Annotated in this window: 15 protein-coding genes and 2 tRNA genes; 6 read left to right on the top strand and 11 right to left on the bottom strand. The window is 69.2% G+C overall.

Features of this window, described 5'->3' with window-relative positions:
• Nucleotides 1-159 precede the first annotated feature (159 nt).
• The gene (gene infC, locus FQY79_RS08115; protein WP_146312400.1) at nt 160-681 is read right to left on the bottom strand and encodes a translation initiation factor IF-3; all 522 of its coding nucleotides are present in this window, start codon (nt 679-681) and stop codon (nt 160-162) included.
• A gap of 97 nt (nt 682-778) precedes the next feature.
• A complete protein-coding gene (thrS, locus tag FQY79_RS08110) occupies nt 779-2,683 on the bottom strand; it encodes a threonine--tRNA ligase (protein ID WP_146312399.1) in 1,905 nt (634 codons plus the stop codon).
• Between the two features lie 327 nt (nt 2,684-3,010).
• On the opposite strand from thrS, the gene FQY79_RS08105 reads away from it, so the two are divergent.
• Nucleotides 3,011-4,078: a LacI family DNA-binding transcriptional regulator gene (locus FQY79_RS08105; RefSeq protein WP_186759863.1), complete on the top strand. Its 1,068-nt coding sequence runs from the start codon at nt 3,011-3,013 to the stop codon at nt 4,076-4,078.
• Nucleotides 4,079-4,144: 66 nt separating this feature from the next.
• Here the strand turns inward: FQY79_RS08105 and FQY79_RS08100 are convergent, their stop codons facing one another.
• A complete protein-coding gene (locus FQY79_RS08100; RefSeq protein WP_146312398.1) occupies nt 4,145-5,902 on the bottom strand; it encodes an alpha-amylase family glycosyl hydrolase in 1,758 nt (585 codons plus the stop codon).
• Between the two features lie 20 nt (nt 5,903-5,922).
• Nucleotides 5,923-7,410, bottom strand: coding sequence for an MFS transporter (locus FQY79_RS08095; protein WP_146312397.1), 1,488 nt, complete (start codon nt 7,408-7,410; stop codon nt 5,923-5,925).
• A gap of 278 nt (nt 7,411-7,688) precedes the next feature.
• Between FQY79_RS08095 and FQY79_RS08090 the strand changes: the two genes are divergently transcribed.
• The 3 genes from FQY79_RS08090 to FQY79_RS08080 all read left to right on the top strand — a co-directional run bounded on the left by FQY79_RS08090 (nt 7,689) and on the right by FQY79_RS08080 (nt 13,005).
• Nucleotides 7,689-9,317 carry an alpha-glucosidase family protein gene (locus FQY79_RS08090; RefSeq protein ID WP_146312396.1) on the top strand — a complete coding sequence of 543 codons (1,629 nt, stop codon included), beginning with the start codon at nt 7,689-7,691 and terminating at the stop codon, nt 9,315-9,317.
• A 299-nt stretch (nt 9,318-9,616) separates the two neighbouring features.
• Nucleotides 9,617-12,307, top strand: coding sequence for a TonB-dependent receptor (locus tag FQY79_RS08085; protein ID WP_186759862.1), 2,691 nt, complete (start codon nt 9,617-9,619; stop codon nt 12,305-12,307).
• A gap of 623 nt (nt 12,308-12,930) precedes the next feature.
• Nucleotides 12,931-13,005, top strand: a tRNA-Val gene (locus FQY79_RS08080).
• Nucleotides 13,006-13,109: 104 nt separating this feature from the next.
• Here the strand turns inward: FQY79_RS08080 and uvrB are convergent.
• The gene (gene uvrB / locus FQY79_RS08075; protein ID WP_146312394.1) at nt 13,110-15,146 is read right to left on the bottom strand and encodes an excinuclease ABC subunit UvrB; all 2,037 of its coding nucleotides are present in this window, start codon (nt 15,144-15,146) and stop codon (nt 13,110-13,112) included.
• Nucleotides 15,147-15,295: 149 nt separating this feature from the next.
• Here uvrB and FQY79_RS08070 point away from each other — a divergent pair, with 149 nt between their 5' ends.
• A complete protein-coding gene (locus FQY79_RS08070) occupies nt 15,296-15,820 on the top strand; it encodes a GspH/FimT family pseudopilin (RefSeq protein ID WP_186759861.1) in 525 nt (174 codons plus the stop codon).
• 46 nt (nt 15,821-15,866) lie between these two features.
• A tRNA-Asn gene (locus tag FQY79_RS08065) sits at nt 15,867-15,943 on the top strand.
• A 73-nt stretch (nt 15,944-16,016) separates the two neighbouring features.
• On the opposite strand, the gene FQY79_RS08060 is transcribed toward FQY79_RS08065, so the two are convergent.
• The 6 genes from FQY79_RS08060 to FQY79_RS08035 are packed head-to-tail and all read right to left on the bottom strand — an operon-like array spanning nt 16,017 to nt 24,605.
• A complete protein-coding gene (locus FQY79_RS08060) occupies nt 16,017-16,472 on the bottom strand; it encodes a type IV pilin protein (protein ID WP_281289298.1) in 456 nt (151 codons plus the stop codon).
• Between the two features lie 32 nt (nt 16,473-16,504).
• On the bottom strand, nt 16,505-21,823 hold the full coding sequence (locus FQY79_RS08055; RefSeq protein WP_146312391.1) for a PilC/PilY family type IV pilus protein: 5,319 nt from the start codon (nt 21,821-21,823) through the stop codon (nt 16,505-16,507).
• Nucleotides 21,824-21,844: 21 nt separating this feature from the next.
• Nucleotides 21,845-22,312, bottom strand: coding sequence for a pilus assembly PilX family protein (locus FQY79_RS08050; protein ID WP_146312390.1), 468 nt, complete (start codon nt 22,310-22,312; stop codon nt 21,845-21,847).
• 9 nt (nt 22,313-22,321) lie between these two features.
• Nucleotides 22,322-23,605: a PilW family protein gene (locus tag FQY79_RS08045; protein WP_246123042.1), complete on the bottom strand. Its 1,284-nt coding sequence runs from the start codon at nt 23,603-23,605 to the stop codon at nt 22,322-22,324.
• Nucleotides 23,602-24,084 carry a type IV pilus modification protein PilV gene (gene pilV, locus FQY79_RS08040; protein ID WP_146312389.1) on the bottom strand — a complete coding sequence of 161 codons (483 nt, stop codon included), beginning with the start codon at nt 24,082-24,084 and terminating at the stop codon, nt 23,602-23,604. Before pilV ends, FQY79_RS08045 begins: the two co-directional genes overlap by 4 nt.
• Nucleotides 24,081-24,605, bottom strand: coding sequence for a GspH/FimT family pseudopilin (locus tag FQY79_RS08035; RefSeq protein WP_146312388.1), 525 nt, complete (start codon nt 24,603-24,605; stop codon nt 24,081-24,083). The genes pilV and FQY79_RS08035 overlap by 4 nt, the downstream gene beginning before the upstream one ends.
• Nucleotides 24,606-24,626 lie beyond the last annotated feature (21 nt).

The raw sequence follows: 24,626 nt of genomic DNA, 5'->3' as shown, positions 1-24,626 counted from the left end.
CGCTGACTCCCCCCGCTTGCGGGGAGGGCCGGGGCCGGAGCGTGGGGCGGGCCGGGGCGGGGCGCCCGAAAAACGAAGCGCGCCTGGGGGCGCGCTCTCCATCCTGCCCTCCCCCGCCCGCGGGGGTGGGGAGGGCCGGTACGCGGGCCGCGCCCGCGGTTACTTCTTCTTGGGGGCGATCATCATCACCATCTGCCGGCCTTCCAGGCGGGGGCGCGACTCGATCACGATGTCCTCGCCCAGGTCGGCCTCGATGCGGGCGGCCATCTCCCGGCCCAGTTCCTGGTGGCTCATCTCGCGGCCACGGAAGCGGATGTTGACCTTGATCTTGTCGCCTTCCTCCAGGAAGCCGCGCATCTTGCGAAGCTTGATCTGATAGTCGCCCTCGTCGGTGACGGGGCGGAACTTCACTTCCTTGATCTCGACCTGCTTGGACTTCTTCTTGGCCTCGTTGGCGCGCTTTTGCTGCTCGAACTTGAACTTTCCGAAGTCCATGATCTTGCAGACCGGGGGATCCGCATTGGGCTGGATCTCCACCAGGTCGAGGCCTTCTTCCTCGGCCATCTGCAGTGCTTCGTCGCGCGACAGTACGCCGACCATCTCACCATCGGAACCGATCACGCGTACGCGGGGCACGCGGATCTCGCTGTTGCGGCGATTCTGCTTGTCTTGGGTGCTAATACGAGGTCTCCGGAAATGGGGATACCGGGGGCGCCACCGGGCGCCCGCCGTGCGGGATGGGACGGATTTTTAACGGAATCCGGCCGCGATACAACCGTCAGGGGCGGGATTCTTCCGCCAGCCGGGCGGCAAAGGCGTCCACCGGCATCGCACCCAGGTCCTCGCCGGACCGGGTCCGGACCGCCACCGCCCCCGCCTCCCGCTCGCGGTCCCCGACCACCAGCAGGTAGGGCACCCGCTGCAGGGTGTGCTCGCGGATCTTGTAGCCCACCTTCTCGTTGCGGGTATCCGATTCTACCCTGAATCCCTTTGAATTCAAAAACTTGGCTGTCTTCTCCACCGCCTCGGCCTGGGCATCGGTGATGTTCATGACCACCGCCTGGACCGGGGCCAGCCAGGCCGGGAAGGCGCCGGCGTGGTGTTCGATCAGGATCCCGATGAACCGCTCCATGGAGCCGACGATGGCCCGGTGCAGCATCACCGGGTGGCGGCGCTGGCTGTGCTCGTCCACGTACTCGGCGCCCAGGCGGCCGGGCATCATGAAGTCGACCTGCATGGTCCCCAGCTGCCAGGTGCGGCCGATGGCGTCGCGCAGGTGGTACTCGATCTTGGGCCCGTAGAACGCGCCCTCGCCCGGCAGCTCCTGCCACTCCACCCCGGAGGCGCGCAGGGCCGAGCGCAGGGCCTCCTCGGCCTTGTCCCAGGTGGCGTCGTCGCCCAGCCGGTTCTCCGGGCGCAGGGCGATCTTGATCCGGATGTCCTCGAAGCCGAAGTCGGCGTAGACCTTCAGCGCCTGGGCGTGGAACGCGCGGACCTCGGACTCGACCTGCTCCTCGGTGCAGAACACGTGGCCGTCGTCCTGGGTGAAGCCGCGCACGCGCAGGATGCCGTGCAGCGCGCCCGAGGGCTCGTTGCGGTGGCAGGAGCCGAACTCGCCGTAGCGGATCGGCAGGTCGCGGTAGCTGTGCAGGCCCTGGTTGAACACCTGCACGTGGCCCGGGCAGTTCATCGGCTTCACCGCGTAGGTCCGCTTCTCGGACTCGGTGAAGAACATGTTGTCCTTGTAGTTGTCCCAGTGGCCCGAGCGCTTCCACAGCTCGACGTCGAGGATCTGCGGGCAGCGCACTTCGCCGTAGCCGGTCTCGCGGTACACGCGGCGCATGTACTGCTCGACCACCTGCCACAGCGCCCAGCCTTTGGGATGCCAGAACACCAGGCCCGGCGCCTCCTCCTGCAGGTGGAACAGGTTCTGCTGCTTGCCGATCCGGCGATGGTCGCGCTTCTCGGCCTCCTCGATCCGCTGGATGTAGGCCTTGAGCTGCCTGTCGTCGGCCCAGGCGGTGCCGTAGATGCGCTGCAGCTGTTCGTTCTTCGAGTCGCCGCGCCAGTACGCGCCGGAAATGCGCAGCAGCTTGAAGTGCTTCAGGAAGCGGGTGTTGGGCACGTGCGGGCCGCGGCACATGTCCACGTATTCCTGGTGGTGGTACAGGCCCATCGCGGTGACCTCCGGGCCCATGTCCTCGATCAGGCGCAGCTTGTAGTCCTCGCCGCGGGCCTTGAACACCTCGATGACCTCGTCGCGCGGGGTCATCTTCTTGACCACCTCGTAGTCCTGGGCGATCAGCTCGCGCATGCGCTGCTCGATCGCGGCCATGTCCTCGGGCGTGAACGGGCGCTCGTGCCAGATGTCGTAGTAGAAGCCGTCCTCGATCACCGGGCCGATCACCATCTTGGCGTCAGGGTAGAGCTGCTTGACCGCGTGGCCAACCAGGTGCGCGCAGGAGTGGCGGATGATCTCCACGCCCTCTGGATCCTTCGGGGTGAGGATCTGCAGCGTGGCGTCGCGGTCGATAAGGTCGCAGGCGTCGACCTGGCGGCCGTCGACCTTGCCGGCCACGGTGGCCTTGGCCAGGCCGGGACCGATCGAACGGGCGACGTCCATGACCGTCACCGGGTGCTCGAACTCGCGCTTGCTGCCGTCTGGGAGGGTGATCGTGATCATGTGCGGGCGGGGTCGGGGGGCTGGGGATCGAGAGGCACGGACGGGTCGGCGGGATCAGCGGGCCGGCCTGGACGCACCGCGCCGCGGCCACAAAAAAGGCGCCACGAGGGCGCCCTGCCGGGAGGCCTCGTGCGGGATCAGCGCTGGGCGTTGCTAGTGTCCATGTCGCACACTCGGCCGGCGCGCGCGCGGGCCACCTTGTTTGCGGTCGTGACGTCGCGATTCTAGCCGAAATCGCGGCCGCACGGCGGTGGACGCGGCCTCCCGGGGGCGGCGCCCCGCCCACCGGCGACGCTCCGGCCGCCGCGGCCGTGGCATCATCCGGGCATGACCATCCGCGGCCGGCCCACCTCGCTGGACATCGCCTACCTGGCGGGCGTGTCCCAGCCCACCGTCTCGCGCGCCCTGCGCGGCAGTCCGATGGTGAGCGAGGAGACCCGCAAGCGCATCCTCGCCATCGCCGAGCAACTCAATTACAAGGTCGACAAGAACGCCTCGGGGCTGCGCCGCCAGTACGCCGGCACCCTGGCCCTGCTGCTGTTCGAGGACCCGACCGCGGACGAATCCCACATCAACCCCTTCTTCCTGCCCATGCTGGGATCGATCACCCGCACCTGCGCGCGCCACGACCGCGACCTGCTGGTCTCGTTCCAGCAGCTCTCCGACGACTGGCACGCCGAGTACGGCGACAGCCACAAGGCCGACGGACTGATCCTGCTGGGATACGGCGACTACCTGGCCTACGAGGGCAAGCTGGCCAAGCTGGTCGAACGGGGCACGCCGTTCGTGCGCTGGGGCGCGGTGATGCCCGAACAGCCGGGAGTGTCGATCGGCTGCGACAACTTCGGCGGCGGCCGCCTGGCCGGCGCGCACCTGGCCGCGCTGGGCTACCGGCGGATCGCCTTCCTGGGCGATGCCTCCGAGCACTACCCCGAGTTCCTCGACCGCTTCGCCGGCTGCGACGCCGCGCTGCGCGAGGCCGGCGGCGAAGGACTGGACCGCGCGCTCCAGGTCGATGCCGAAAGCGCCGAGCACTGCGGGTACGCCGCGGCGGTCGCCCTGCTCGAACGCGGGCTGCCGTTCGAGGCGGTGTTCGCGGCCAGCGACCTGATCGCGATCGGCGCGATGCAGGCCTTCCGCGAGCGCGGCCTGCGCATCCCCGGCGACGTGGCCGTGGTCGGCTTCGACGACATCCCCGCCGCGCGCATCGCCAGCCCGACCCTGACCACCGTGGTCCAGGACACGATCCGCGCCGGCGAGTTGCTGGTCGATGCGCTGGTGCGGCTGATCGCCCGGGAGCCGGTGGAGAGCGTGCGGATGCCGGCCTCGCTGGTGGTGCGCGAATCCACCGGCGGTGCGCCGGCGCCGCCCGTCCACGGCACGGGCGGGCAATAGGACGCGAACTCCGACTCCCTGCGCCGACCGGCGCGGGGCTCGCTCAGGCCAGGCCGACGCCGCGCATCACCCGGGCGTCGTCTCCGCACCTGCGCCGTGCGCCCGCGCCTCCATCCGCCGCAGCAGCAGCTCCCGCAGGGCCGGCGCCTCCACCGGCGCATCGCGCAGCAGCACGCGCACGCCGTGCGCCGGCACCTGGAGTTCGATGCGCTGGCCGATCTCCACGCGCGAACCGTCGAAGGCGTCGCGCCAGTCGCCCGGCTGCACCAGCGCATCCACGGTGACGGTCCGCGGCGCGTCGCCCTTGTTGAGCAACACCAGCGCGGTCTGGGCCACGCCCTCGTGCTGGAACACGCGGTAGAAGGCGGCGGTCTCGCCCTCCAGCAGCAGGTTCACCTGTATCCCGCGCTGCAGCGCCGGCGTCTCGCGGCGCAGCCGCGCGATCCGGCGCAGCTGCTGGTGGATCACGCTGTCCTTCGCCGCGTCGATCCGCTCCTGGCCGAAGTAGCTGCGGTTGCCCGCATGCTCGGCGCGGCCACGCATGAAGCCGACCTCCGAGCCGTAGTAGACCACCGGGATCCCGCGCGCGGTGAACAGCCAGTTGTGCGCGTCGATGAAGCCCTCGTCGCTGGCGTCCATGCGCGGCATGTCGTGGTTGTCGTAGAAGGTGGCCAGCTCGTACACGTTCGCGTACGGGCCGTCCTCGAGGAACAACGCCGGCTCCAGCCGCTCGAAGCCGGCGTTTTTGCGGCCGAAGACCTCTTCCATGGCCTGCTTCATCGGGAAGTCGAGCACGCTGACCTCGCCATGGCCCGGGCGGGTGTGGATCGCGATGTTCGCCGCGTCGTAGTCGAAGGCCTCGCCGAACATGAAGAAACCGGGGCGCTTCTCGCGGATCCGCTCGCTGAAGCGCTGCCAGAACGAGGTCGGCATCCAGGCGATGGTGTCGATGCGGAAGGCATCCGCGCCCTGGTCGATCCAGTGGCCATAGGCCTCGACCAGGTACTCGAGCACGGCCGGGTTGGAGGCGTCGAAGTCGCCAAGCTGGGCGAGGTTGCCGTCGTAGATCGAGCCCTGCCCGTCCGCGACCGGCCCGGTCGCGTTGTAGAACGCATGCAGCGGATTGCCGGCCGGGTCGAGCTGCGCCGGCGGCAGGTTCTGGTGGTCGGCCACGAGCCTGCCGTCGCGGTCGAACACCTGGCCGAACTGCGGCTGCGCCACCGGCATGGTCCAGGCCGGCGAACCGTGGTTGCCGACGATGTCGAGCACCAGCCTCATGCCGCGGCGGTGCAGCTCGCCGGCGAGGTCGGGGAATTCCATCCCCGGACTGGGCAGGTGCTCGTCGACCTTGAAGAAGTTCACGCCCCAGTAGCCGTGGTATCCGGTCTTGCCGCGGTCGGTGAGGATGCTGCCGCAGCCGGGCGGTTCGCCGCCGGTGAAGGCCTGGTCGGGGTTGTCCACCACCGGCGTGATCCAGACCGCGCTGAACCCCATGTCCTGGATGTAGTCGAGGTTGTCGGCCAGTCCGCGGAAGTCGCCGCCAAGGTAGCCGATGTTGCCCGACACCCCATCGCAGGGCGGCAGCGGGATGTCGAAGGTGCGGTGTTCCCCGCCCTGGTCGCGGTGGTCGTTGCCGGGGTCGCCGTTGACGAAGCGGTCGGTGACCACGAAGTAGACCGCCTCGCGCGCGAACGGCTCGAGCGTGCCGTGGATCTCGTCGGCAGGGGCCGTGGGCGCCGCACCGCAGGCGCACGCGGACAGCGCCGCCAGCAGCGGCAGCACGCGCGCTGCGCGGCGCGCCAGTGAAACGTCCCGGATGCCCATCACTGCACTCCTCCCGGCCATCATGCCCGTCCTGTCCCGCGCCCCGGCAGCCGCACCCGCAGCGCGCACAGCCCCGCGACCGCGAAGCAGGCGCCGCCCAGCACCAGCACCCGGACCGGCTCGCCGCCCAGCACGTGCGACAGCAGCACTCCCAGCACGCTCACCGCGACCAGCTGCGGGATGACGATGAAAAAGTTGAAGATGCCCATGTACACGCCCATCTTGGCCGCGGGCAGGCTGTCGGACAGCATCGCGTAGGGCAGCGACAGGATCGACGCCCAGGCGAAGCCCACGCCCACCATCGACAGCAGCAGCCACTGCGGGTCGCGGACCAGGGCCATCGAGGCCAGGCCGGCGCCGCCCAGCCACAGGCAGGCCAGGTGGCTGCCGCGCAGGCCCAGCGCGCGTACCAGCCACGGGATCGCGATCGCGGCCAGCGCGGCGAAGCCGTTGTAGGCGGCGAACAGCACGCCGACCCAGTTCGCGCCCTCGTTGTACGCCGCCGAGCCGGTGTCGGTGGCGCCGAAGTGCAGCGCGGTCACGGCGGGCGTGGTGTAGATCCACATGCAGAACAGGCCGAACCAGGAGAAGAACTGGACCACGGCCAGTTGCCGCATGGTGGCCGGCATCGCGTGCAGGTCGGTGGTGAGCGACGGCAGGATCGACCCCGCCGCCGCGCGTGGCGCCAGCAGCCGCAGCAGGCCGTAGGCCAAGGGCAGCGCCGCCAGCACGTAGAGCATGCGGTCCCATCCCTGGCGCCAGACCAGGACGAGGCCCACCACGCCAACCAGCAGCCAGGGCACGCCGCCGGCCGCGCCCGGTACCGCCGCCGCGGCGCGATCGCCCGCGCCCTCCGGCTCGGCGTCGTCGAATGACGCCAGCACCTCCGGCGGGTACTCGCGCGTGGTCACGACCGTCCACAGCACCGCCAGCAGCAGCACCGCGCCGCCGGCGTAGAACGCCCAGCGCACCGTGTCGGGCACCTCGCCCGGCGCCGCGGTGTTGGCCACGCCCCACTTCGCCAGCAGCCACGGCAGCAGGCTGGCGACCACCGAGCCCACGCCGATGAAGAAGCCCTGCATCGCGTAGCCGGTCGGTCGCTGGCGCGAGGGCAGCTGGTCGCCAACGAAGGCGCGGAACGGTTCCATCGACACGTTCAGCGAGGCATCGAGGATCCACAGCATGCCGGCGGCGATCCACAGCTGCGGCGAGTTCGGCATCGCGAACAGTGCCAGGGTCGAGAAGACCGCGCCCCACAGGAAGTAAGGCCGGCGGCGACCCAGTCGGGTCCAGGTGCGGTCGGAGAAGTAGCCGATCACCGGCTGCACCAGCAGGCCGGTCAGCGGCGCGGCGATCCACAGGCCCGGCACCTGCTCCACCTCGGCGCCTAGGGTCTGGAAGATCCGGCTGACGTTCGCGTTCTGCAGCGCAAAGCCGAACTGGATCCCCAGGAACCCGAAGCACATGTTCCAGATCTGCCAGAACGACAGCTCAGGCTTGGACGACATGCAGCACGCGCTCCCCTTGGCAACGCGCGCATTGTCCCCGGATCGCGCGCCCGTGTCCTTGCCGCGCCGCAGCAGCGCCGGACCCGCCCGGTGCCTGGCGGATACGCGTCCCAGCCCTTGTTTCCAGGGCTTTTCGTGCATCGACGCCGGTGTACGTGGCGCATGGGCCGGTCGATCCATGCATACGTATTCATGGCCGCCGGCACGCGTCGCGCCGCTGCAGCACGCGGCCGTTGTGGAATAGTGCGCGCCACGGATCGTTCGAGGCCCCGGTGGCGATGCAGGTGACGAAGGACTGGTGGCGCGGCGCGGTGATCTACCAGATCTACCCACGCAGCTTCATGGACACCAATGGCGACGGCGTAGGCGACCTGCCCGGCATTGCCGAGCGGCTGGACCACGTTGCCTCGCTGGGCGTGGACGCGATCTGGATCTCGCCGTTCTTCAAGTCGCCGATGGCCGACTTCGGCTACGACATCGCCGACCAGCGCGACATCGATCCGTTGTTCGGCACCCTGGACGACTTCGACCGGCTGCTGGAGAAGGCCCATCGCCTGGGGCTGAAGGTGATGATCGACCAGGTGTTCAGCCACACCTCCGACCAGCATCCCTGGTTCCAGGAGAGCCGCCGCAGCCGCGACAATCCCAAGGCCGACTGGTACGTCTGGGCCGACCCGAAGGAAGACGGCACCCCGCCCAACAACTGGATGTCGATCTTCGGTGGCGTCGCCTGGCGCTGGGAGCCGCGCCGCGGCCAGTACTACCTGCACAACTTCCTGTCCTCGCAGCCGGACCTGAACTTCCACAACCCCGAGGTCCGTCAGGCCACGCTCGACTACGTGAAGTTCTGGCTCGACCGCGGCGTGGACGGTTTCCGCCTGGACTCGATCAACTTCTGCTTCAACGACGCGCAGCTGCGCGACAACCCGCCCAAGCCGGCGTCCGAACGCGTGGGCCGCGGCTTCAGCCCGGACAACCCGTACGCGTTCCAGTACCACTGGTACAACAACACCCGGCCCGAGAACATCAGCTTCCTCGAGGAGCTGCGCGCGCTCATCGACCGCTATCCCGGCGTGGTGACGCTGGGCGAGATCTCCTCCGAGGACTCGCTCGCGACCACGGCCGAGTACACCTCCGGCCGCCGCCTGCACATGGGCTACAGCTTCGAGCTGCTGGTGGACGACTTCAGCGCACGCTACATCCGCGACACCGTGTCGCGCCTTGAAGCGGTGATGACCGAGGGCTGGCCGTGCTGGGCGGTGTCCAACCACGACGTGCGCCGCGCGGTGACGCGCTGGGGCGGCCCCTCGGCGCCGCCGCAGCTGGCACGGATGCTGGTGGCGCTGGTGTGCTCGCTGCGCGGCTCGGTCTGCCTGTACCAGGGCGAGGAGCTGGGCCTCCCGGAAGCGGACGTCCCGTTCGAGGCGCTGCGCGATCCCTACGGCATCGCCTTCTGGCCGAACTTCAAGGGGCGCGACGGGTGCCGCACGCCAATGCCGTGGACCGCCGGCGAGCACGGCGGATTCACCACCGGACAGCCCTGGCTGCCGGTGCCCGCCGCGCACCGCGCGCTCAACGTCGAGGCACAGCAGGCGGACGCAGGATCGACCCTCTGCGCGGTACGCGCGTTCCTGTCGTGGCGCCGGCGGGAACCGGCGCTGGTGCAGGGAGGCATCCGCTTCCTCGACACGCCCGAGCCGGTGCTGGCCTTCCTGCGCGAGCACGCCGGCGAGCGGCTGCTCGTCGCCTTCAACCTGTCCGCCGCGGACGCGGACGTCGCCCTGGGCGACATCGACGCCCGCGCCGTCGACCTCCCTGGCTTCGACCTCGGCACGCTGGCGGACGGACGCCTGCGACTGCCTGCCTACGGTGTGTTCTACGGCAGGCCCGGTGCCGCGCGCGAGTAGCGCCCGCGCCGGCCGCGCCCCTGTCGCAGGCGGTCGCCGCACCCTGTCCCCAGGCATGCCGGGAATGTATCCCGCGGCGTCGGGTGCGGCTTCGTCGCGCGCGGGCGGCGTGCACGCAAAACGCTGTTTTCCCGGGCGGATAACGCGCATGAATACGTATGCAAGACGGCGCCGGACGACGCTGCGGCCACTACCATGGCTGCACGTCCGGCGAACGTCCGGCGCCCCGTCATGACACGCGTCGAGCGACGGGCCAGACCACACGAACCAATGACGACATTGCCTTTCGGGAGGGGAAAATGTTGCAACCCAGGCGCACCCTGCTGAGTACCGCGCTCGCATCCGCGATCCTGCTTTCCGCACCGCAGACCTTCGCGCAGGACACCGCCGCGGCGCCGGACGGCGAAGAGGCCACCGAGCTCGACCGCATCGTCGTTACCGGCATCCGTTCCTCGATCGAACGGTCCATCGACACCAAGCAGACCTCCACCTCGATCGTCGAGGCGATCTCGGCCGAGGACATCGGCAAGCTGCCGGACGCCAGCATCGCCGAATCGATCGCGCGCCTGCCCGGCCTGACCGCGCAGCGCGAGCGCGGCCGCGCCACCCAGATCAACATCCGCGGCTTCGCCGGCGACTTCTCCACCGCCACGCTCAACGGCCGCGAGCAGGCGAGCACCGGCGACAACCGCGGCGTCGAGTTCGACCAGTACCCGTCCGAGCTGCTGAGCCAGGTGGTGGTCTACAAGACCCCGGACGCGGCGCTCGTCGGCCAGGGCCTGTCGGGCACCGTGGACCTGCAGACCGTGCGGCCACTGTCGTTCGACGAGCGCGTGGTCAGCGTCAACGCCCGCTACGAGCGCAACCGGATCCGCGACCAGAGGGAGAACGGGCATCGCCTGAGCGCGACGTACATCGACCAGTTCGCCGACGATACCTTCGGCGTGATGCTGGCGGTGTCAAGGATGGACAGCCCGCAGCCGGGCTACCAGAACGAGGTCTGGGGCTTCACCGACGGGCCGGACGGCACCATGGTGCTCGGCGGCGGCAAGCTCTACCGCTTCGACAACTCCCACGAGCGCACCGGCGTCGCGGCCACCCTGCAGTTCAAGCCCAGCGACGTCTACGAGGGCACCCTGGACTGGTTCCACTCCCGGTTCGAGAAGACCGAGATCAAGACCGGCATGGAGTTCGGCACGCTCTGGGGCAGCGGGGTGCTGCGCCCGGGCTATACGGTGGCCGGCAACGGCACCATCGTCGACAGCGTCTGGGACGACGTCTCGCCGGTGATCCGGATGGACAGCAATCCCATCGACGACCGCCTCGACTCGATCGGCCTGAACAGCAAGTTCCGCATCGGCGACCACTGGCTGGTGAACTTCGACCTGTCCAGGTCCGATGTCGAGCGCAGCTTCCGCGTGCTCGAGACCTATGCCGGCGTGGCCAGCAACAACGGCTACACCACGCTCCAGGCCAGCCTCGACCCCGGCCGGCTTTACTACAACTACGTGCTCGGCCAGACCTTCGACGACCCGGGCACGCTGGTGCTGACCGACGCCGGCGGCTGGGGCCAGGACGGCTACCTCAAGGACTTCGGCGTCAACGACCGGATCCGTGCGGTGCGCCTCAACGCCATCCGCAGCTTCGAGAACGGCTTCATCAGCGCGGTCGACTTCGGCGCGAACCACAGCAAGCGCACCAAGGACAAGGCTTCGATCGAGGCCAAGCTGTGCCTCACCGACTGCAGCGGCGGCCGCTTCGGCGTGACCGCGCCCTTCCCCGGCGGCATCCAGGACTTCAACTTCGGCGGCATCGGCCGGCTCGGCGTGTACGATGCCAACGCGATCCTGGATTCGGGCCTCTACAACTTCGTCTACAACTACCACGAGGACATCGCGGCCAAGAACTGGGAGGTCGAGGAAGAGCAGACGACGGTATACGTCAAGGCCGACATCGATACCGAGCTCGGCGGCATGCCGCTGCGCGGCAACGTCGGCGTGCAGAAGATCTACGTCGACCAGTCGTCGCTGGGCTATTCCACCTTCGAGGGCAACCCGGCGGGCAGCGCGGTCACCGACGGCATCGACTACTCGGTGACCTTGCCGAGCCTGAACCTGGGGCTCGAATTCCTGCCCGAGACCGTGCTGCGCCTGGGCCTGGCGCGGCAGATGGCGCGCCCGCGCATGGACCAGCTCACCGCGGGCATGAACGTCGGCATCGACGTCACCCGCGGCGAGTGGTCCGCCGGCGGCGGCAACCCGCGCCTGCGCCCATGGCTCGCGGACGCGGTGGACGTCTCGCTGGAGAAGTACTTCACGACCGCCGCCGGCAACCGCGGCTACGTCGGCGCGGCCTGGTTCCACAAGGACCTCAAGACCTACATCTACAACCAGGATGTCGCGTTCGACTTCAGCGACTTCCCGCTGCCGCCGCCGATCCCGGGCCAGGACGTCTATCCCGACTCGCCGATCGGCCGCATCAACCAGCCGTTCAACGGCGAGGGCGGCACGATCCGGGGCCTGGAGCTGACCGCCTCGGTACCGCTGGACGTGCTGTGGGCACCGCTGGACGGCCTGGGCATCATCGCCACCTACTCCGACACCGACAGTTCGATCCATCCCAACGGCCCCGGTACCAGCGAGCCGATCAGCGGCCTGTCGAAGTACGTGTCGAACGCGACGGTCTACTACGAGCGCGGCGGATTCTCGATCCGCTACAGCCGCCGCACCCGTTCCGACTTCCGCGGCGAGACCCGCGGCTTCGGCGCCGACTACCAGACCATCAGCATCGCCGGCGAGACCGTGCAGGACGCACAGGTGAACTACACCTTCAACCACGGCCCGCTGGAAGGCCTGTCGCTGTACCTGCAGGTGAGCAACATCGGCGACGAGCCGTTCGCCGCCTACAACGACGGCGACCCGGCCAACCGCCCGGAACGCTACTTCGAGTACGGGCGCACCACCCTCGTGGGCTTCAGCTACCGCTTCTGACGGCTCCCACAGCGCACGTCGCCCGGGCCCCTCCACCGGGCGACGCCTGGCCCCCGCCGGTTCCTCCGCCGCGGGGGCTTCTTTTTCCCGGGTTCTCCGGGGCTTCGCCTCCGAACTGCAGTCCCATCAGTGACGTACCCACGCCTGGGCGATTTGCGCGAAGAGGCTGGAGGCATCGAGCGGCGGCCGCGCCCGCCCGCCCCCACCCCGGCCCTCCCCCGCAAGCGGGGGAGGGAGCGACATGGCGGGCGATGTGCGTGGAACGGCACAGACGTCGAGCGCGCTCCCCTCTGTGGCGTCCCGGGCGCCATCCGGCAACGCCGCCGGACCTGCTGGCCCCGCGGCGAGGCGGGACATGCGCCGGGCAGTCAGCGTGCCTCTGGCGCCGAGGCGAGGCGGGGCATGCGCCAGGCAGTCAGCGTGCCTCTGGCGCCGAGGCTGTCGGTCGCTCCGCCCGGTGACTGACCGGCTTTTCGCTCGGCCATGTCGATACTCCCTCCCCCGCTTGCGGGGGAGGGCCGGGGTGGGGGCGTGCGGCGACCGGCAAGCCATGCCGACCCGATCGGTTGTCCCCGCCCCCCGCCTGCGCTAGAATTCGCGCCCCTGCGGCTTACGCAGCAGCCGGGCGGTTAGCTCAGCGGTAGAGCACTACCTTGACATGGTAGGGGTCACAGGTTCGAACCCTGTACCGCCCACCAGGACCAGCGATTCGAGGGTTGGAACCTGGAGACGAATCCGCCACGCGGCGGGTTTTCCTTTTGCATGGCCGGATCGTCCCGCTCCGACTGGCAGGCCAGGCCGCTCACGAACCGGCCAGCGCCGCTTCCCTGATCCTGCGGATCTCGTCGCGCACCCGCGCCGCTTCCTCGAACTCGAGGTCGCGGGCGTGCTGGTACATCCGCTGCTCCAGCGCCTTGAGCCGGGCCGCCAGCCTGGCCGGATCGAGCGAGGCGTAGTCTTCGGCCTCCTCGGCCGCCCGGCGCGCCTTGCCGGTCGCCGCCCGCGCCGCCGCGGGTTCGTCGCGGGCGCCTTCCATGATGTCCATTACCGCGCGCACCACCGACTGCGGGGTGATGCCGTGCTCGGCGTTGTACTCGATCTGCTTCTGCCGCCGGCGATCGGTCTCCTCGATCGCGGCCTGCATCGACTTCGTCACCGTGTCCGCGTACAGGATCGCCTTGCCGCGCACGTTGCGCGCCGCGCGGCCGATGGTCTGGATCAGCGAACCGGTCGAACGCAGGAAGCCCTCCTTGTCGGCGTCGAGGATCGCCACCAGCGACACCTCGGGCATGTCCAGGCCCTCGCGCAGCAGGTTGATGCCCACCAGCACGTCGAACTTGCCCAGGCGCAGGTCGCGGATGATCTCCACCCGCTCGACCGTATCCACGTCCGAGTGCAGGTAGCGCACGCGCACGTCGTGCTCGCCGAGGTATTCGGTGAGGTTCTCGGCCATGCGCTTGGTGAGCGTGGTGATCAGCACCCGGTCGCCCATCGCCACGCGCTTGTTGATCTCGCCCAGCACGTCGTCCACCTGGGTGGCCACGGGCCGGATCTCGACCTCCGGGTCGACCAGGCCGGTCGGGCGCACCACCAGCTCGACCACCTGCCCCTGCGACTTCTCCAGCTCGTACCTGCCAGGCGTCGCCGAGACGAAGATCGTGCGCGGCGAGCGCGCCTCCCACTCCTCGAACTTCAGCGGCCGGTTGTCCAGCGCCGACGGCAGCCGGAAGCCGAACTCCACCAGGGTCTCCTTGCGCGAGCGGTCGCCCTTGTACATGGCGCCGATCTGCGGGACGGTGACGTGCGACTCGTCGACCACCAGCAGCGCGTCCGGCGGCAGGTAGTCGAACAGGCACGGCGGCGCCTCGCCCGGCATCCGCCCGGTGAGGTGGCGCGAATAGTTCTCGATGCCGTTGCAGTAGCCGACCTCGGCCATCATCTCCAGGTCGAACTGGGTGCGCTGCTGCAGGCGCTGGGCCTCGACCAGCTTGTTCTGGGCGTAGAACTGCTCCAGCCGCTCGGGCAGCTCGCGCTTGATCGCCTCGATCGCGTCGAGCGTGGTCCGGCGCGTGGTGACGTAGTGCGACTTGGGATAGATGGTGTAGCGCGGCAGCGACCTGCGGGTCTCGCCGGTGAGCGGGTCGAACAAGGTGAGCTTCTCGATCTCGCCGTCGAACAGTTCGATCCGCAGCGCCTCGTCGTCGGATTCGGCCGGGTGCACGTCCACCACCTCGCCGCGCACGCGGTAGGTGCCGCGACGCAGCTCGGTGTCGTTGCGGGTGTACTGCATCTCGGTCAGGCGCCGGATCAGCTCGCGCTGGTCGATGCGCTCGCCGCGCACCATGTGCAGCACCATCTTGAAGTACTCGTTCGGATCGCCCAGGCCGTAGATCGCCGACACGGTGCAGACGATGATCGCGTCGCGCCGCTCCAGCAGGGCCTTGGTCGCCGACAGGCGCATCTGTTCGATGTGCTCGTTCACCGAGCTGTCCTTCTCGATGAAGGTGTCGGTGGACGGCACGTAGGCCTCGGGCTGGTAGTAGTCGTAGTAGCTGACGAAGTACTCGACCGCGTTGTGCGGGAAGAACTGCTTGAACTCGCCGTACAGCTGCGCGGCCAGGGTCTTGTTCGGCGCCATCACCAGGGTTGGCTTCTGCACCCGCTCGATGACGTTGGCGATGGTGTAGGTCTTGCCCGAGCCGGTGACGCCGAGCAGCGTCTGCCGCGCAAGCCCGTCCTCGAAGCCTTCGACGAGCTTCTCGATCGCCCGCGGCTGGTCGCCCGCGGGCTGGTACGGGGCAACGAGCTGGAACCTGGCGGAGGGCGCGGAGCGGGTCATCGGGGGCGTCGGGCGGGCCGTCCAGTGTAGCGATCCACGTGGATGGGGGCTGGCGCGGCGTTTTCCTACCCCGGACCGCCGCTCCCGCCGATCCCCCGGCGGCCGACGGTCGCCGACACTGCGGGCCTGCCCATGGACGGAGCAGAATGATGCATGAACGGATCCGGGGGCTCTCGCTGATCGAGGCCATGGTCGTGCTCGCGCTGGCGGCGAGCCTCGTGCTGGCGGGCGTGCCCGCGTTCGCCGAGGCGATCCAGCGCAACCGGGTCACCCTGGCGCTGCACCTGCTCATGGCCGACATGGCCATGGCCCGGAGCACCGCGGTGATCCGTGGCGAGCAGGTGGTGGTCTGCCCGATGGACCGGTCGGGCGGCTGCAGCACGGCGTCGGACTGGAGCCGGGGGTGGCTGGTCTTCGTGGACCTCGACGGCGACCGCCGGCCGGGCGCCGCGGAGCAGGTCCTGCGGGCCACCGATGCCCCGACCGGGCCGGGATTCGCCCTGCGATCCTCGAGGCCGTACCTGCGCTACCAGAGGGACGGGCGCAGCGCCCACTCCAATCTGACCGTCCACGTGTGCCGGCACGGCTCGGTCGCAGGCCAGGTGGTGGTCAACAACCACGGCCGTGCCCGCAGCACCCGCCCGGCCGCCGGCCTGCCCTGCCCCGCGGGCTGAGGCTTGCCTTGACCTTGCCGGGGCAGCCACTAAAATGGCCCTCCCCGCCCGAATAGCTCAGCCGGTTAGAGCACTTGACTGTTAATCAGGGGGTCGTTGGTTCGAGTCCAACTTCGGGCGCCAGTTCATGATCCAGGGAAGCCGCGGCCTGCCGCGGCTTCCCTGTTTCCGGCCTTCGCCTGCCGAGGCCAGGTCGCTACCAGCAGTCCGCGACCGTCCCGGTGGCCCCGCCGGTCACGCCCTTCTTGCCGGTATCGGTCAGCGTCAGGGTCATGCAGCGCGTGTCCGCAGTCTGCGCGCCCTGCGGGACGGCCGACAGGGTGAAGCCGGCCCCGCCATCGGTAGCCGCGAAGTCCAGGGTGTAGGCCACCGTACCTTCCTTCGGGGAGCGCCGGTCCGTGCTCGGCACCGTGTCCCAGAAGCCCGCGAACGAGCCGTTGTTCACGGTCCGGTAGCGCTCGGCGCGCTGCGCCAGTTCCACCAGCTGCCCCTTGGCCTGGCCGCGCTTGCCCTTGCGCACGCTGTCGGTATAGGAGGGATAGGCGATCGCGACCAGCACGCCCACGATCGCCACCACGATCATCAGCTCGATCAGGGTGAACCCCTGCTGCCGATGGCCCCGCCTTCCTGTGATGGTCGGTTCACGTCGCACGTTCGTTTCCCCTTGGATCCAGTGCCGCTGGTTCACCTGAGCTGTCGCCACGACTGCCTCCCGCATGGCCTCGGCAGGACGAACGCGCCCGGGTAGATCACCACCTGGCATTCCTCGAACGTCGGGCAGTCCACGCCCGGGGTGCAGGCCGGGTTGGTGACGTAGCGGGTCGGGTTGATCGCCGCCACCGAGGTGCTGGTGATCGGGGCTCCGCCTTCCGGGATCTGCACGGCCCCGCAGTTGGGACCGGTGCACGCAGCGGCCTCGGATCCTACCGAACGCACGTTGCTCAGCGCGCCCGATCCCGACAGCAGGTCGAGCGCGTAGACGATGTTGGTCCCTCCCGGATCGCAGCTGTCGCCGGTGGGCGAGAAGGTGGTGAAGAACACGCGGCCGCTCTGGATCCTGGGGGTGGCGATGAAGCGTTCGCCCTCGGGCCGCAGGTCCGTGCCCGACGCCGTGCCATCCTCGTTGTCCACGACCAGGTCCAGGTACCAGCCTCGCTTGGCGTTGGGTCCGTAGTAGCTCACCCGGTTGCGGCTGATGTTACGGGTCACGGTGCGGGTATCGTTCACCCCGTCGCCGTCGGTATCGATGTTGGTCTCGACCTCGGCCTGGATCCACTGGCGCTGCAGGACCACGTCCTTCTGGGTTTCGTCGGCGATCACGATCGGGGTGTCGTTGTCGAACACGCCGTACAGCGACTGCACGTCGGGCTCCTGCGGGATCTCGTTGTCGCCGTCGAGGAAGTAGCGACCGGTGCCGAAGTAGACCATCACGCCCGAGCCGGGGCCCGCCGACACGCGCAGCCCCCCGGTCACCGGCTGCCGCTCGCCGTTGGAGGCGATCGCCGTGACCAGCGGCTGCCCGCCCAGCGCGACTTCCCAGTTGGCCGCGGAATCGCCGCTCAGGTCGAACTTCCAGACGTTGCCCTGCAGGTCGCCGCCATAGACGGTATCGGCCTTGCCGTTGCCATCGCGGTCGATGGCGGTGATCTGGCCCAGCCCGTTGAACGGATGGTCGACCTCCGCGCACAGCAGCCCGGTGACCGAACAGATCCAGTTCGACAGGGGCGTGCCGGCATTGCTGGCCCGATGGCCGTCGTCGGCCGTCAGCTTGGCGATCAGCTGACCGGTGAAGGCATCCACCACATACAGCGACGGGTCGCTGGTGTTGCCGCCGTAGCCATTTCCGAACAGCACGCCCCAGCGGTCGTTCTCCAGCGGCAGCAGCAGCGGCCGGCCGTACACGTGGCCGATGTCCTGGTCGACGCTGCTGTTGAGCTCCCACAGCACGCTGCCGTTGCCGAACCCTTCGGGGTTGCTGACGTCGAGCGCGAACACCGAACGGCCGCCGCCGCCCATGGAGCCGACGAGGACCGTCCTCCAGGCACCGGTCGCGTCCTTGGCGTCGGTGACCATCAGCTGGCCGTCGACGTAGTAGCGGTGCTCGTACAGGGAGTCCGGGAGCGCGAGCGCGCCCATCCGCCGCAGCGACTCCTGCGGGATGAAGGCGAACATCTCGCTGCCGGCGGCCGGATGCGCGCACGCCACGCTGTTGGGATCGCCGGCGTCGCACGGCACGGTATTGCCGTTGAACGCGTGCAGCATGCCGTCGTTGGCGCCGACGTAGACCACCGTCGGCCGCGACGCCTTCTGCTCCAGGTAGCCGTTCTCGCCGGCGTACCCGGAGAACATGGGATCGTTGAAGCTCCCGTAGCCGAAGTCGGACCGGGGCGAGGCGATCACCGGCTCGGAGTTGACGATGTCGCCGAGCACCGATGTCCGCGCCCGCAGGGTGTTGCCCACGCCGGGGCGTCCGCTCTCGCGCGACTGGTCGCCGCGCAGGTAGTCGACGATCGCCGCGGCGTCATAGACCGCGCCATAGGCGTTGGGCAGGGTCGACAGCGAACCGGTGATCCCCAGCCTGGCCAGCTTGGACGGATCGTCCGGGCCCAGGTTGGTGTTGTCGCCGCGGAACTCGACCGCCTGCACCGCGTTGTTGGCTCCCGGCTGGACCACCGTGTGGATCCTTCGCGAGCCATGCGCCGGCAGCTTGGCCTGCGCATTCCACAGCTCGGTGTCGACCAGCGTGCCCTCCGGCGTGATCGCGACCGCGGACAGGTTGCCGAACCAGTCCTTGCCGTCCCGGTCGCGCTGGAAGCTGGGCACCAGGGTGAACGAGCCGCTGCCCACGCGGGCGCCGGTCAGGGTCTGGCTGCCCGCGTCGATGCTGTAGCTGGCGATGTCGTCGAACGCCCTGGACAGCTGCGCGCGCAGGTTGAGCGGGTTGGTGACCAGGAAGTAGTTGTCGGGATCACCGTCACCATCCGCGTCCCAGGCCGTCGGGGTCGGCGATCCGTACTTGGCCGCGTACCACAGCGGATCCCTGAGCTGGACCCCGCGACCCGCGTCGCCGGGGGTGAAAGTCCGCGTGGAGGCCAGGCCGAGGCCCTGGTTGCACGGCCAGGTGTTGGTGGCGCCGATGCAGCCGCCGGCCCACACGCCGCTCGGGGTGTTGAGTTCATACACCGAGGTGTTCTGCGCGCTGTCGCGGTCGCGGACCTCGAGGTACACGCCATCCTGGGTGGTTCCCGAGATGACGTACCCGGCATTCTGGTTCGCGCTTCCCGCGGCGTACTCCGAGTCGAGCGTGACCGTCACGGTGTTGTCGGCGTTGGCCACGACCTGGTAGCGCACGATCATGTCCATGTCGTGGTCGTTGCCCTGCTCGACGTCCTCGTAGTTGATCCGGAACACCGCGCTGGGCCGGCCGCCGTTGACTGCCGGGTCCACCGGCTGGCCGGGGAAGTTCTGGAAGTCCTCGACGTAGAAGTCGACGATGGTGTTGGTGGGCTTGATCGGGTTCTCGCCGAACGTGCCGCTGACCGTCTTGGCGAAGGGCAGCAGGGTGACCCAGCGGCCGCCCACCGGGAACGCGATCTGCGGCAGCGGGGACGCGAGCGCGATCGAGTAGGTGTTGACGTTCTGGTTCCCGGGCGCCGGGTTCACGTCGGTGTTGCGCCCGAACCGGGCGACACTCGCGGAATAGTAGGTGCCGCGCTTGGTCGGCTCCTCCGGCGACAGGCCGCGGATGGTGCCGAAGCTCGAGGCGGTCTTCGCCGTCGGCGCGCCGTCGTTGACCAGCACCCCGCCGTCGCCGAGCACTTCGCCGATGAAGACCGTCTGCGGCCCGCCGAACTCGGCATTCCAGATCGCCGCGCCCTCCTCGGCGGCATTGAAGCCGCTGATCGTGGCGGGCGTGTTGTTGACGGTCGTGATCGCGTCCTCGAAGGCACTGCCCGGCAGGTCGCCGTCGTAGCTGGGGTTGATGTCGCTGATGATGGTCATGTGCGGGCGCGCGCACGACGGATAGGCCGTGTGCGTGGTCACGCCGTCGACCACCGTGTCGGAGTACGGGTCGCGCCAGGCCGGGGCCGGCAGGCCCAGCCGGTTGTCCTCGGCCTGGCCCTGGCTGCTGCCGCCGCTGGAGAAGCGGGTGGTCGGCGTGGCCGCCCCGGCGAAGTAGCGCAGCCCCTCGTACAGCATCTCCGCGATCGGGTTGCCCCACATGCGGCATTCGCCGTTCCTCAGGGCGCGGCCGCCCTGGGATTCGCAGTAGCCGCCGACCCCGTGGGCCGTGTTCGCCCAGTTCCAGTTGGTGTCGCCGTTGAGGTTGTTGGTGACCCCGCTGTTGTAGCCGCCGCCGATCATGCGCAGGCGGTCGATGCTGCGGACGATGCCTTCGACGTTGGCGCGGAAGATGCCCGTGTCCGGATCGATCTCGCGGTTGAAGTCCTCGATGTTGCTGCGCAGGACGCCGCCTTCGAGGTTGTTCGCCTGCGACCCGGTGATCAGGCCGAAGAACATCTTCCGGGTCTCGCCATAGTCGTGGAGGATGCCGGTCGGCTTGTAGATCGGGTTGTCGGCCGTGCCGTAGGCCTTGCACACGCTCTCGCGCAGGTCGGCATATGCGTCCCCGCCACGGCAGGCCTGCACCCGGACCAGGTAATCCTGGCGGCTGGCCGCGCTCGAGCTGTCCTGCCAGAACAGGCCCCAGCTGTCGTCGCCGGTGGCCTCTTCGTGGCGGAACTCGATGGTGTGGACGCCCGCGCTGAGCGTGACGCTCGCCGAGTGGCTGTTGAGGCCGCCGTTGCTGCGGTCGTTCGCGTGGCCACCGTACCAGCCCACGACGTGGTTGCCGTCGATGAACAGGTCGACGGCGTCATCGCCGTCCACCGCGAACCGGTAGGTGCCATCCGCGGGGATGACGATCTGGCCGGTGATGCGCGTCAGGTAATTGTCGTGTCCGCAGCTGTTGCCCGTGAACGGGTTGCCCGAGTTCGTCTTGTTGATCTGCGTGACCGTGCCGCTACCGCACAGGTGGCTCGAGACCGCGTACTGGTTGAACAGGTCGTTCATGCCTGCCAGGTCGGCCGGACTGCCGACATTGTTCGGCCGCCGCCAGGTCGAGATCTGCAGGTTCTGCAGCGCCGACGACGGAACCAGCTGCCAGCTCGCCGCGGCGTTGTTCACGCAATCGACGCGGGTGTTGCTCGCGTTGAAGCAGCGGTTGCCGGCCACCGGCCCTTCGATCGACAGCCAGTTCCACACGCGGAAGTCGCTGTTCTGCAGCACCCGGAACATCGGCGCGGTGTAGTCCGGGAACCCCGCGCTGCTGTCGCTCACGGTGGTGACGGCGAACAGGTGGTACTTGTTGGGCGCCGGCAGGGGCAGCGGCGCGTAGTCGCGGATGTCGTAGCCGTCGCGCTCGATGCTCTGGTACTCCTTGCCCCAGCTGTGCGCGTCCTGGGGGAAGAAGGCGCCCTGCAGGATGGTCTCGTCCTGCGTGTCCACCTGCCGCCAGCCGCCGTAGAGGACGCGGCGCAGCGCGTCCATCCGCGACATGGTGAGGTAGTTCAGGAAGTCGCCGCTCCAGCTGCCGGAGCAGGTCTTGTTCGGGGCGGCCGCGACCGGCACGAAGCGATCGGTCTGCCAGCTGTAGCAGGCATACGAGTTGAAGTAGCCGTAATAGTCGATCTTGAAGCGCGAACTGCCGTCGGTCGGCGCCGGGTTCTTGAGCTCGAAGCCGCGGTAGCCGACGTCGAGGATGCCGTCGCCGTCCAGGTCGGAGGCGTCGTTGTAGGCCTCGTAGTAGATCTTGTGGTCCTTGCCCATCACCAGCATGTTCAACGGCGGCACCGCGTCGTCGAGGTACAGCGGCGTCTGGGCGATGGTCGGCGGCGAGCCGGCGAAGTAGACCGTGTCGGACTGGACGCTCGCGCTGCGGATCCCGAGCAGGGCGACCGCGAGGCCTACGATGCCGACGCGAAGGACTGTGCTGTGGCTCATGTCTGCTTCCTCGTCCCGTGCTCAGGGGATGAACACGGTGTCGACCACCGATTCGGATGAGGGGAAGATCGGGCGGTCGCGGCTGTAGGCCGTGACCTGGTAGATCTGGTCGGTCCGCTCCGCCTCGTCCGCGGGCAGGTCGAGCGCGCCCCAGGAGAAGCACAGGTCGAGGCGACGCACGAAGGGCGTGCTGCTGTTCCAGGCCGCGGCGTCGAAGGAGTAGGTGCAATTGGTCGGCGCCACGTTGGTCGGCGGGTTGCGGCCGGCGTTGACCAGCGCGTCCAGGTCGCGCTCCTGCAGGCGGGCGGCGGATTCGGCGTTCTGGAAGGCCATGTTGCCGGCGTGGTAGTTGGCCGACATGCGTTCCTGCAGGCTGGCCACCTGCATCGCGATCACGCCGATCAGCGCCAGCAGGATCAGCATGATCAGCGCCACGTACAGCACGGCGCCCGATTGCCTGGACCTGGAAAGGCTGGAATGGTTCTTCATGGTGCTTGCTCAGTTCCCGAACAGCCGGTTGCGCAGGGCAACCGTGTCCTCGTAGACGGCGCGGTAGCGGGTATCGTCGGGCGGGTTGAAGACCACGCCCACCGCCGACAGGCGCGTGGTGCCCTCGCCGGTGTTGCGCTGCTCGGCCGAGGCCGGTTCGGTGCTGCGCGCGAGCAGCCCCACCCGGACCATGCCGACCCGGCGCCAGGCGGTTTCCGGATCCCCGGCGGGCTGCACGCCGCTGGCGACCACGCTGCTGGCGATGTTGCCGGTCGGCGTCTGCGCGGCGGAGGTGTTGCTGTCCTGCCCGAACTCGAGCTGCAGCGACTCGATGCCCTCCACCAGTTCCTCCGGCGCCATGGCCGTGACCGCGGCACTGCCCGGCGGGGCGGCGAACCGGATCCTGTACAGCGAAGGATTGCCGTTGCCGTTGATGCCGACGTAGTAGATGACGCTCTCGGCCCTGTAGAGCATCGCCTGGCCGCTGGTGAACGGCGGGGTCGCGAAGAAGCTCGAGGCGTTCAGCCCGCCGGTGGCCACGGTGATGGTGCCGGCAGGCGATGGCGCGGCGGTGAACGGCGTGTTGCTGGCCTGGAAGACCGCAGCCTGCATGCAGTCGGCGATCGCGAACAGCCCGGGGTTCGAAAGCCCTTCGGTCAGCCGCGCCTGCTGCGCGGGCGGGAAGCGGATCGTGGCCGGGTTGCCCGGGATGAACTGCTCCACCTGCACTCCCGTCGGCGCGAAGAACCGCAGCACCAGCACATCGCTGTTGGTCACCGGCCGCCCGGGCGCGTTTGCCGCCGACGGGAAGGCCGCGAACAGGTTTCCCGGCATCCCGGTCCAGGCGCCTTGCCCCGCGACCACCGGGGTCGCCGGGATCGACACCGTGTCGCCACTGGCGGTGTTGACCGCCTCGTAGCCGGTGATGCTCATGTCGAAGCGCAGGCCCGGGGACCCGACCGCCGCGTAGTCGCCGTTGAACTGCTGGTCGTCGGTGAGGAAGGTCGAGATCAGGGCCGGGCGCGAGGCGGTGACGTTGGCGGGCAGGAAGCGCGCCTGGTCGTTGACGCAGCCCGCGTGGCCGGCCATGCGCAGGTCGCGCTGCAGGATGTCGATCGCGAACCGGCCGTTCTCCTGGGTCCGGGCCAGGCCGGTCGCGAGCATGTACGCGGCGCGCGAGGCCGCGAACACCTCCACCAGCGCGAGGATGAGCAGCGAGCCGATGGCCAGCGCGATCATCAGCTCGATCAGTGACAGGCCGGCCGCGCCGCGCCGCTTCGGATGCGCCCTCACAGGGTGGTCTCCAGTTCGATGCTGCCTTCCGCGGCGCCATCGGTGCCGCCGGTCCCGCGTTCGGTCCACACCACGGTGACCGAGACCGTGGGCGCCCCCGAGACGTCGACGATCGCGTAGGCGTCCGGGCCGAGCGATTCCTTGACCTCGCACTGCCAGCGCTCCACGTTCCTCGCCGCGGTGGCCGGGTCGAAGGTGGGACAGCCATCGGAGAAGTCGATGCTGTCGAAGTCCGCCTTGGCCATCGCGTACGCGGCCAGCTGGCTGCGGTTGGTGCGCATGGTATCCAGCAGTTCGCTGGCCAGGTTGACGGCCAGGGTGCGCTGCTGCGCGCTCTGGGTGTAGCGCAGGTTGAGCGTCTGCATCAGGGCCAGGCCCAGCAGGCCGAATGCCAGCACGACCAGCGCGATCAGGACCTCGATCATGGAGAAGCCGGCCTGGCGCCGCCGCCCGCCGCCCCCCGCCCGACGGATCGTCATGGGCAAGCCTCCCGCTGGTTGACCATCTGTCCGGAGATGTTGATCGTCAGGGTGCGCACCAGCTCCTGGCCGCTCGGGCACGCGTCGGGCTGGAGGGTGAAGACGGTGCTCGCGAAGTCGGTCGGCCGGCCGCGGTAGTCGAAGGCGACCTCGCTCACGCCGGCGCCGCCGGCGTCGGCGGCGACCAGCTCCAGCCGGGGATGGGCATCGACCACCCGGATCACGGTGCCGGTCGGCGGCGGATCGACGCCGTCGGTCCACACCAGCCAGCCGTCGTTCCAGTCGCCGCCGCAGGCCAGGCCGTCCGCGCTGGCGCAGATGCCGGCGCCGCGGGTGTTGCGGATCGCCTCGGAGCGGGCCAGCGCGACGCTGCCCAGCAGTTCGTTGGTGGTCGTGGCCAGGCGGTTGCGGCGCATCGACCCCTCGAAGTTCGGGAATGCGATCGCCAGCAGGATCGCCACGACCGCCACGGTCACGAGCAGCTCGATGAGGCTGACGCCCGCTGCACTGTTGCGCTGCATGTCCCCCACCCGGTTCAACGG

The organism is Luteimonas wenzhouensis (assembly GCF_007859305.1).
In the GTDB taxonomy this organism is placed as follows: Bacteria; Pseudomonadota; Gammaproteobacteria; order Xanthomonadales; family Xanthomonadaceae; genus Luteimonas; species Luteimonas wenzhouensis.
The sequence above is the reverse complement of the archived record's forward strand: the minus strand, read 5'-3'. Positions and strand labels throughout refer to the sequence as shown.

Coding starts and splice junctions, on each gene's coding strand:
- FQY79_RS08070 (WP_186759861.1), top strand. CDS start 15,296: ATGCATGAACGGATCCGGGGGCTCTCGCTGATCGAGGCCATGGTCGTG.
- FQY79_RS08095 (WP_146312397.1), bottom strand. CDS start 7,410: ATGTCGTCCAAGCCTGAGCTGTCGTTCTGGCAGATCTGGAACATGTGC.
- pilV (WP_146312389.1), bottom strand. CDS start 24,084: ATGACGATCCGTCGGGCGGGGGGCGGCGGGCGGCGGCGCCAGGCCGGC.
- FQY79_RS08055 (WP_146312391.1), bottom strand. CDS start 21,823: ATGAGCCACAGCACAGTCCTTCGCGTCGGCATCGTAGGCCTCGCGGTC.
- FQY79_RS08050 (WP_146312390.1), bottom strand. CDS start 22,312: ATGAAGAACCATTCCAGCCTTTCCAGGTCCAGGCAATCGGGCGCCGTG.
- FQY79_RS08100 (WP_146312398.1), bottom strand. CDS start 5,902: ATGGGCATCCGGGACGTTTCACTGGCGCGCCGCGCAGCGCGCGTGCTG.
- uvrB (WP_146312394.1), bottom strand. CDS start 15,146: ATGACCCGCTCCGCGCCCTCCGCCAGGTTCCAGCTCGTTGCCCCGTAC.
- thrS (WP_146312399.1), bottom strand. CDS start 2,683: ATGATCACGATCACCCTCCCAGACGGCAGCAAGCGCGAGTTCGAGCAC.
- FQY79_RS08090 (WP_146312396.1), top strand. CDS start 7,689: ATGCAGGTGACGAAGGACTGGTGGCGCGGCGCGGTGATCTACCAGATC.
- FQY79_RS08105 (WP_186759863.1), top strand. CDS start 3,011: ATGACCATCCGCGGCCGGCCCACCTCGCTGGACATCGCCTACCTGGCG.
- FQY79_RS08035 (WP_146312388.1), bottom strand. CDS start 24,605: ATGCAGCGCAACAGTGCAGCGGGCGTCAGCCTCATCGAGCTGCTCGTG.
- FQY79_RS08085 (WP_186759862.1), top strand. CDS start 9,617: ATGTTGCAACCCAGGCGCACCCTGCTGAGTACCGCGCTCGCATCCGCG.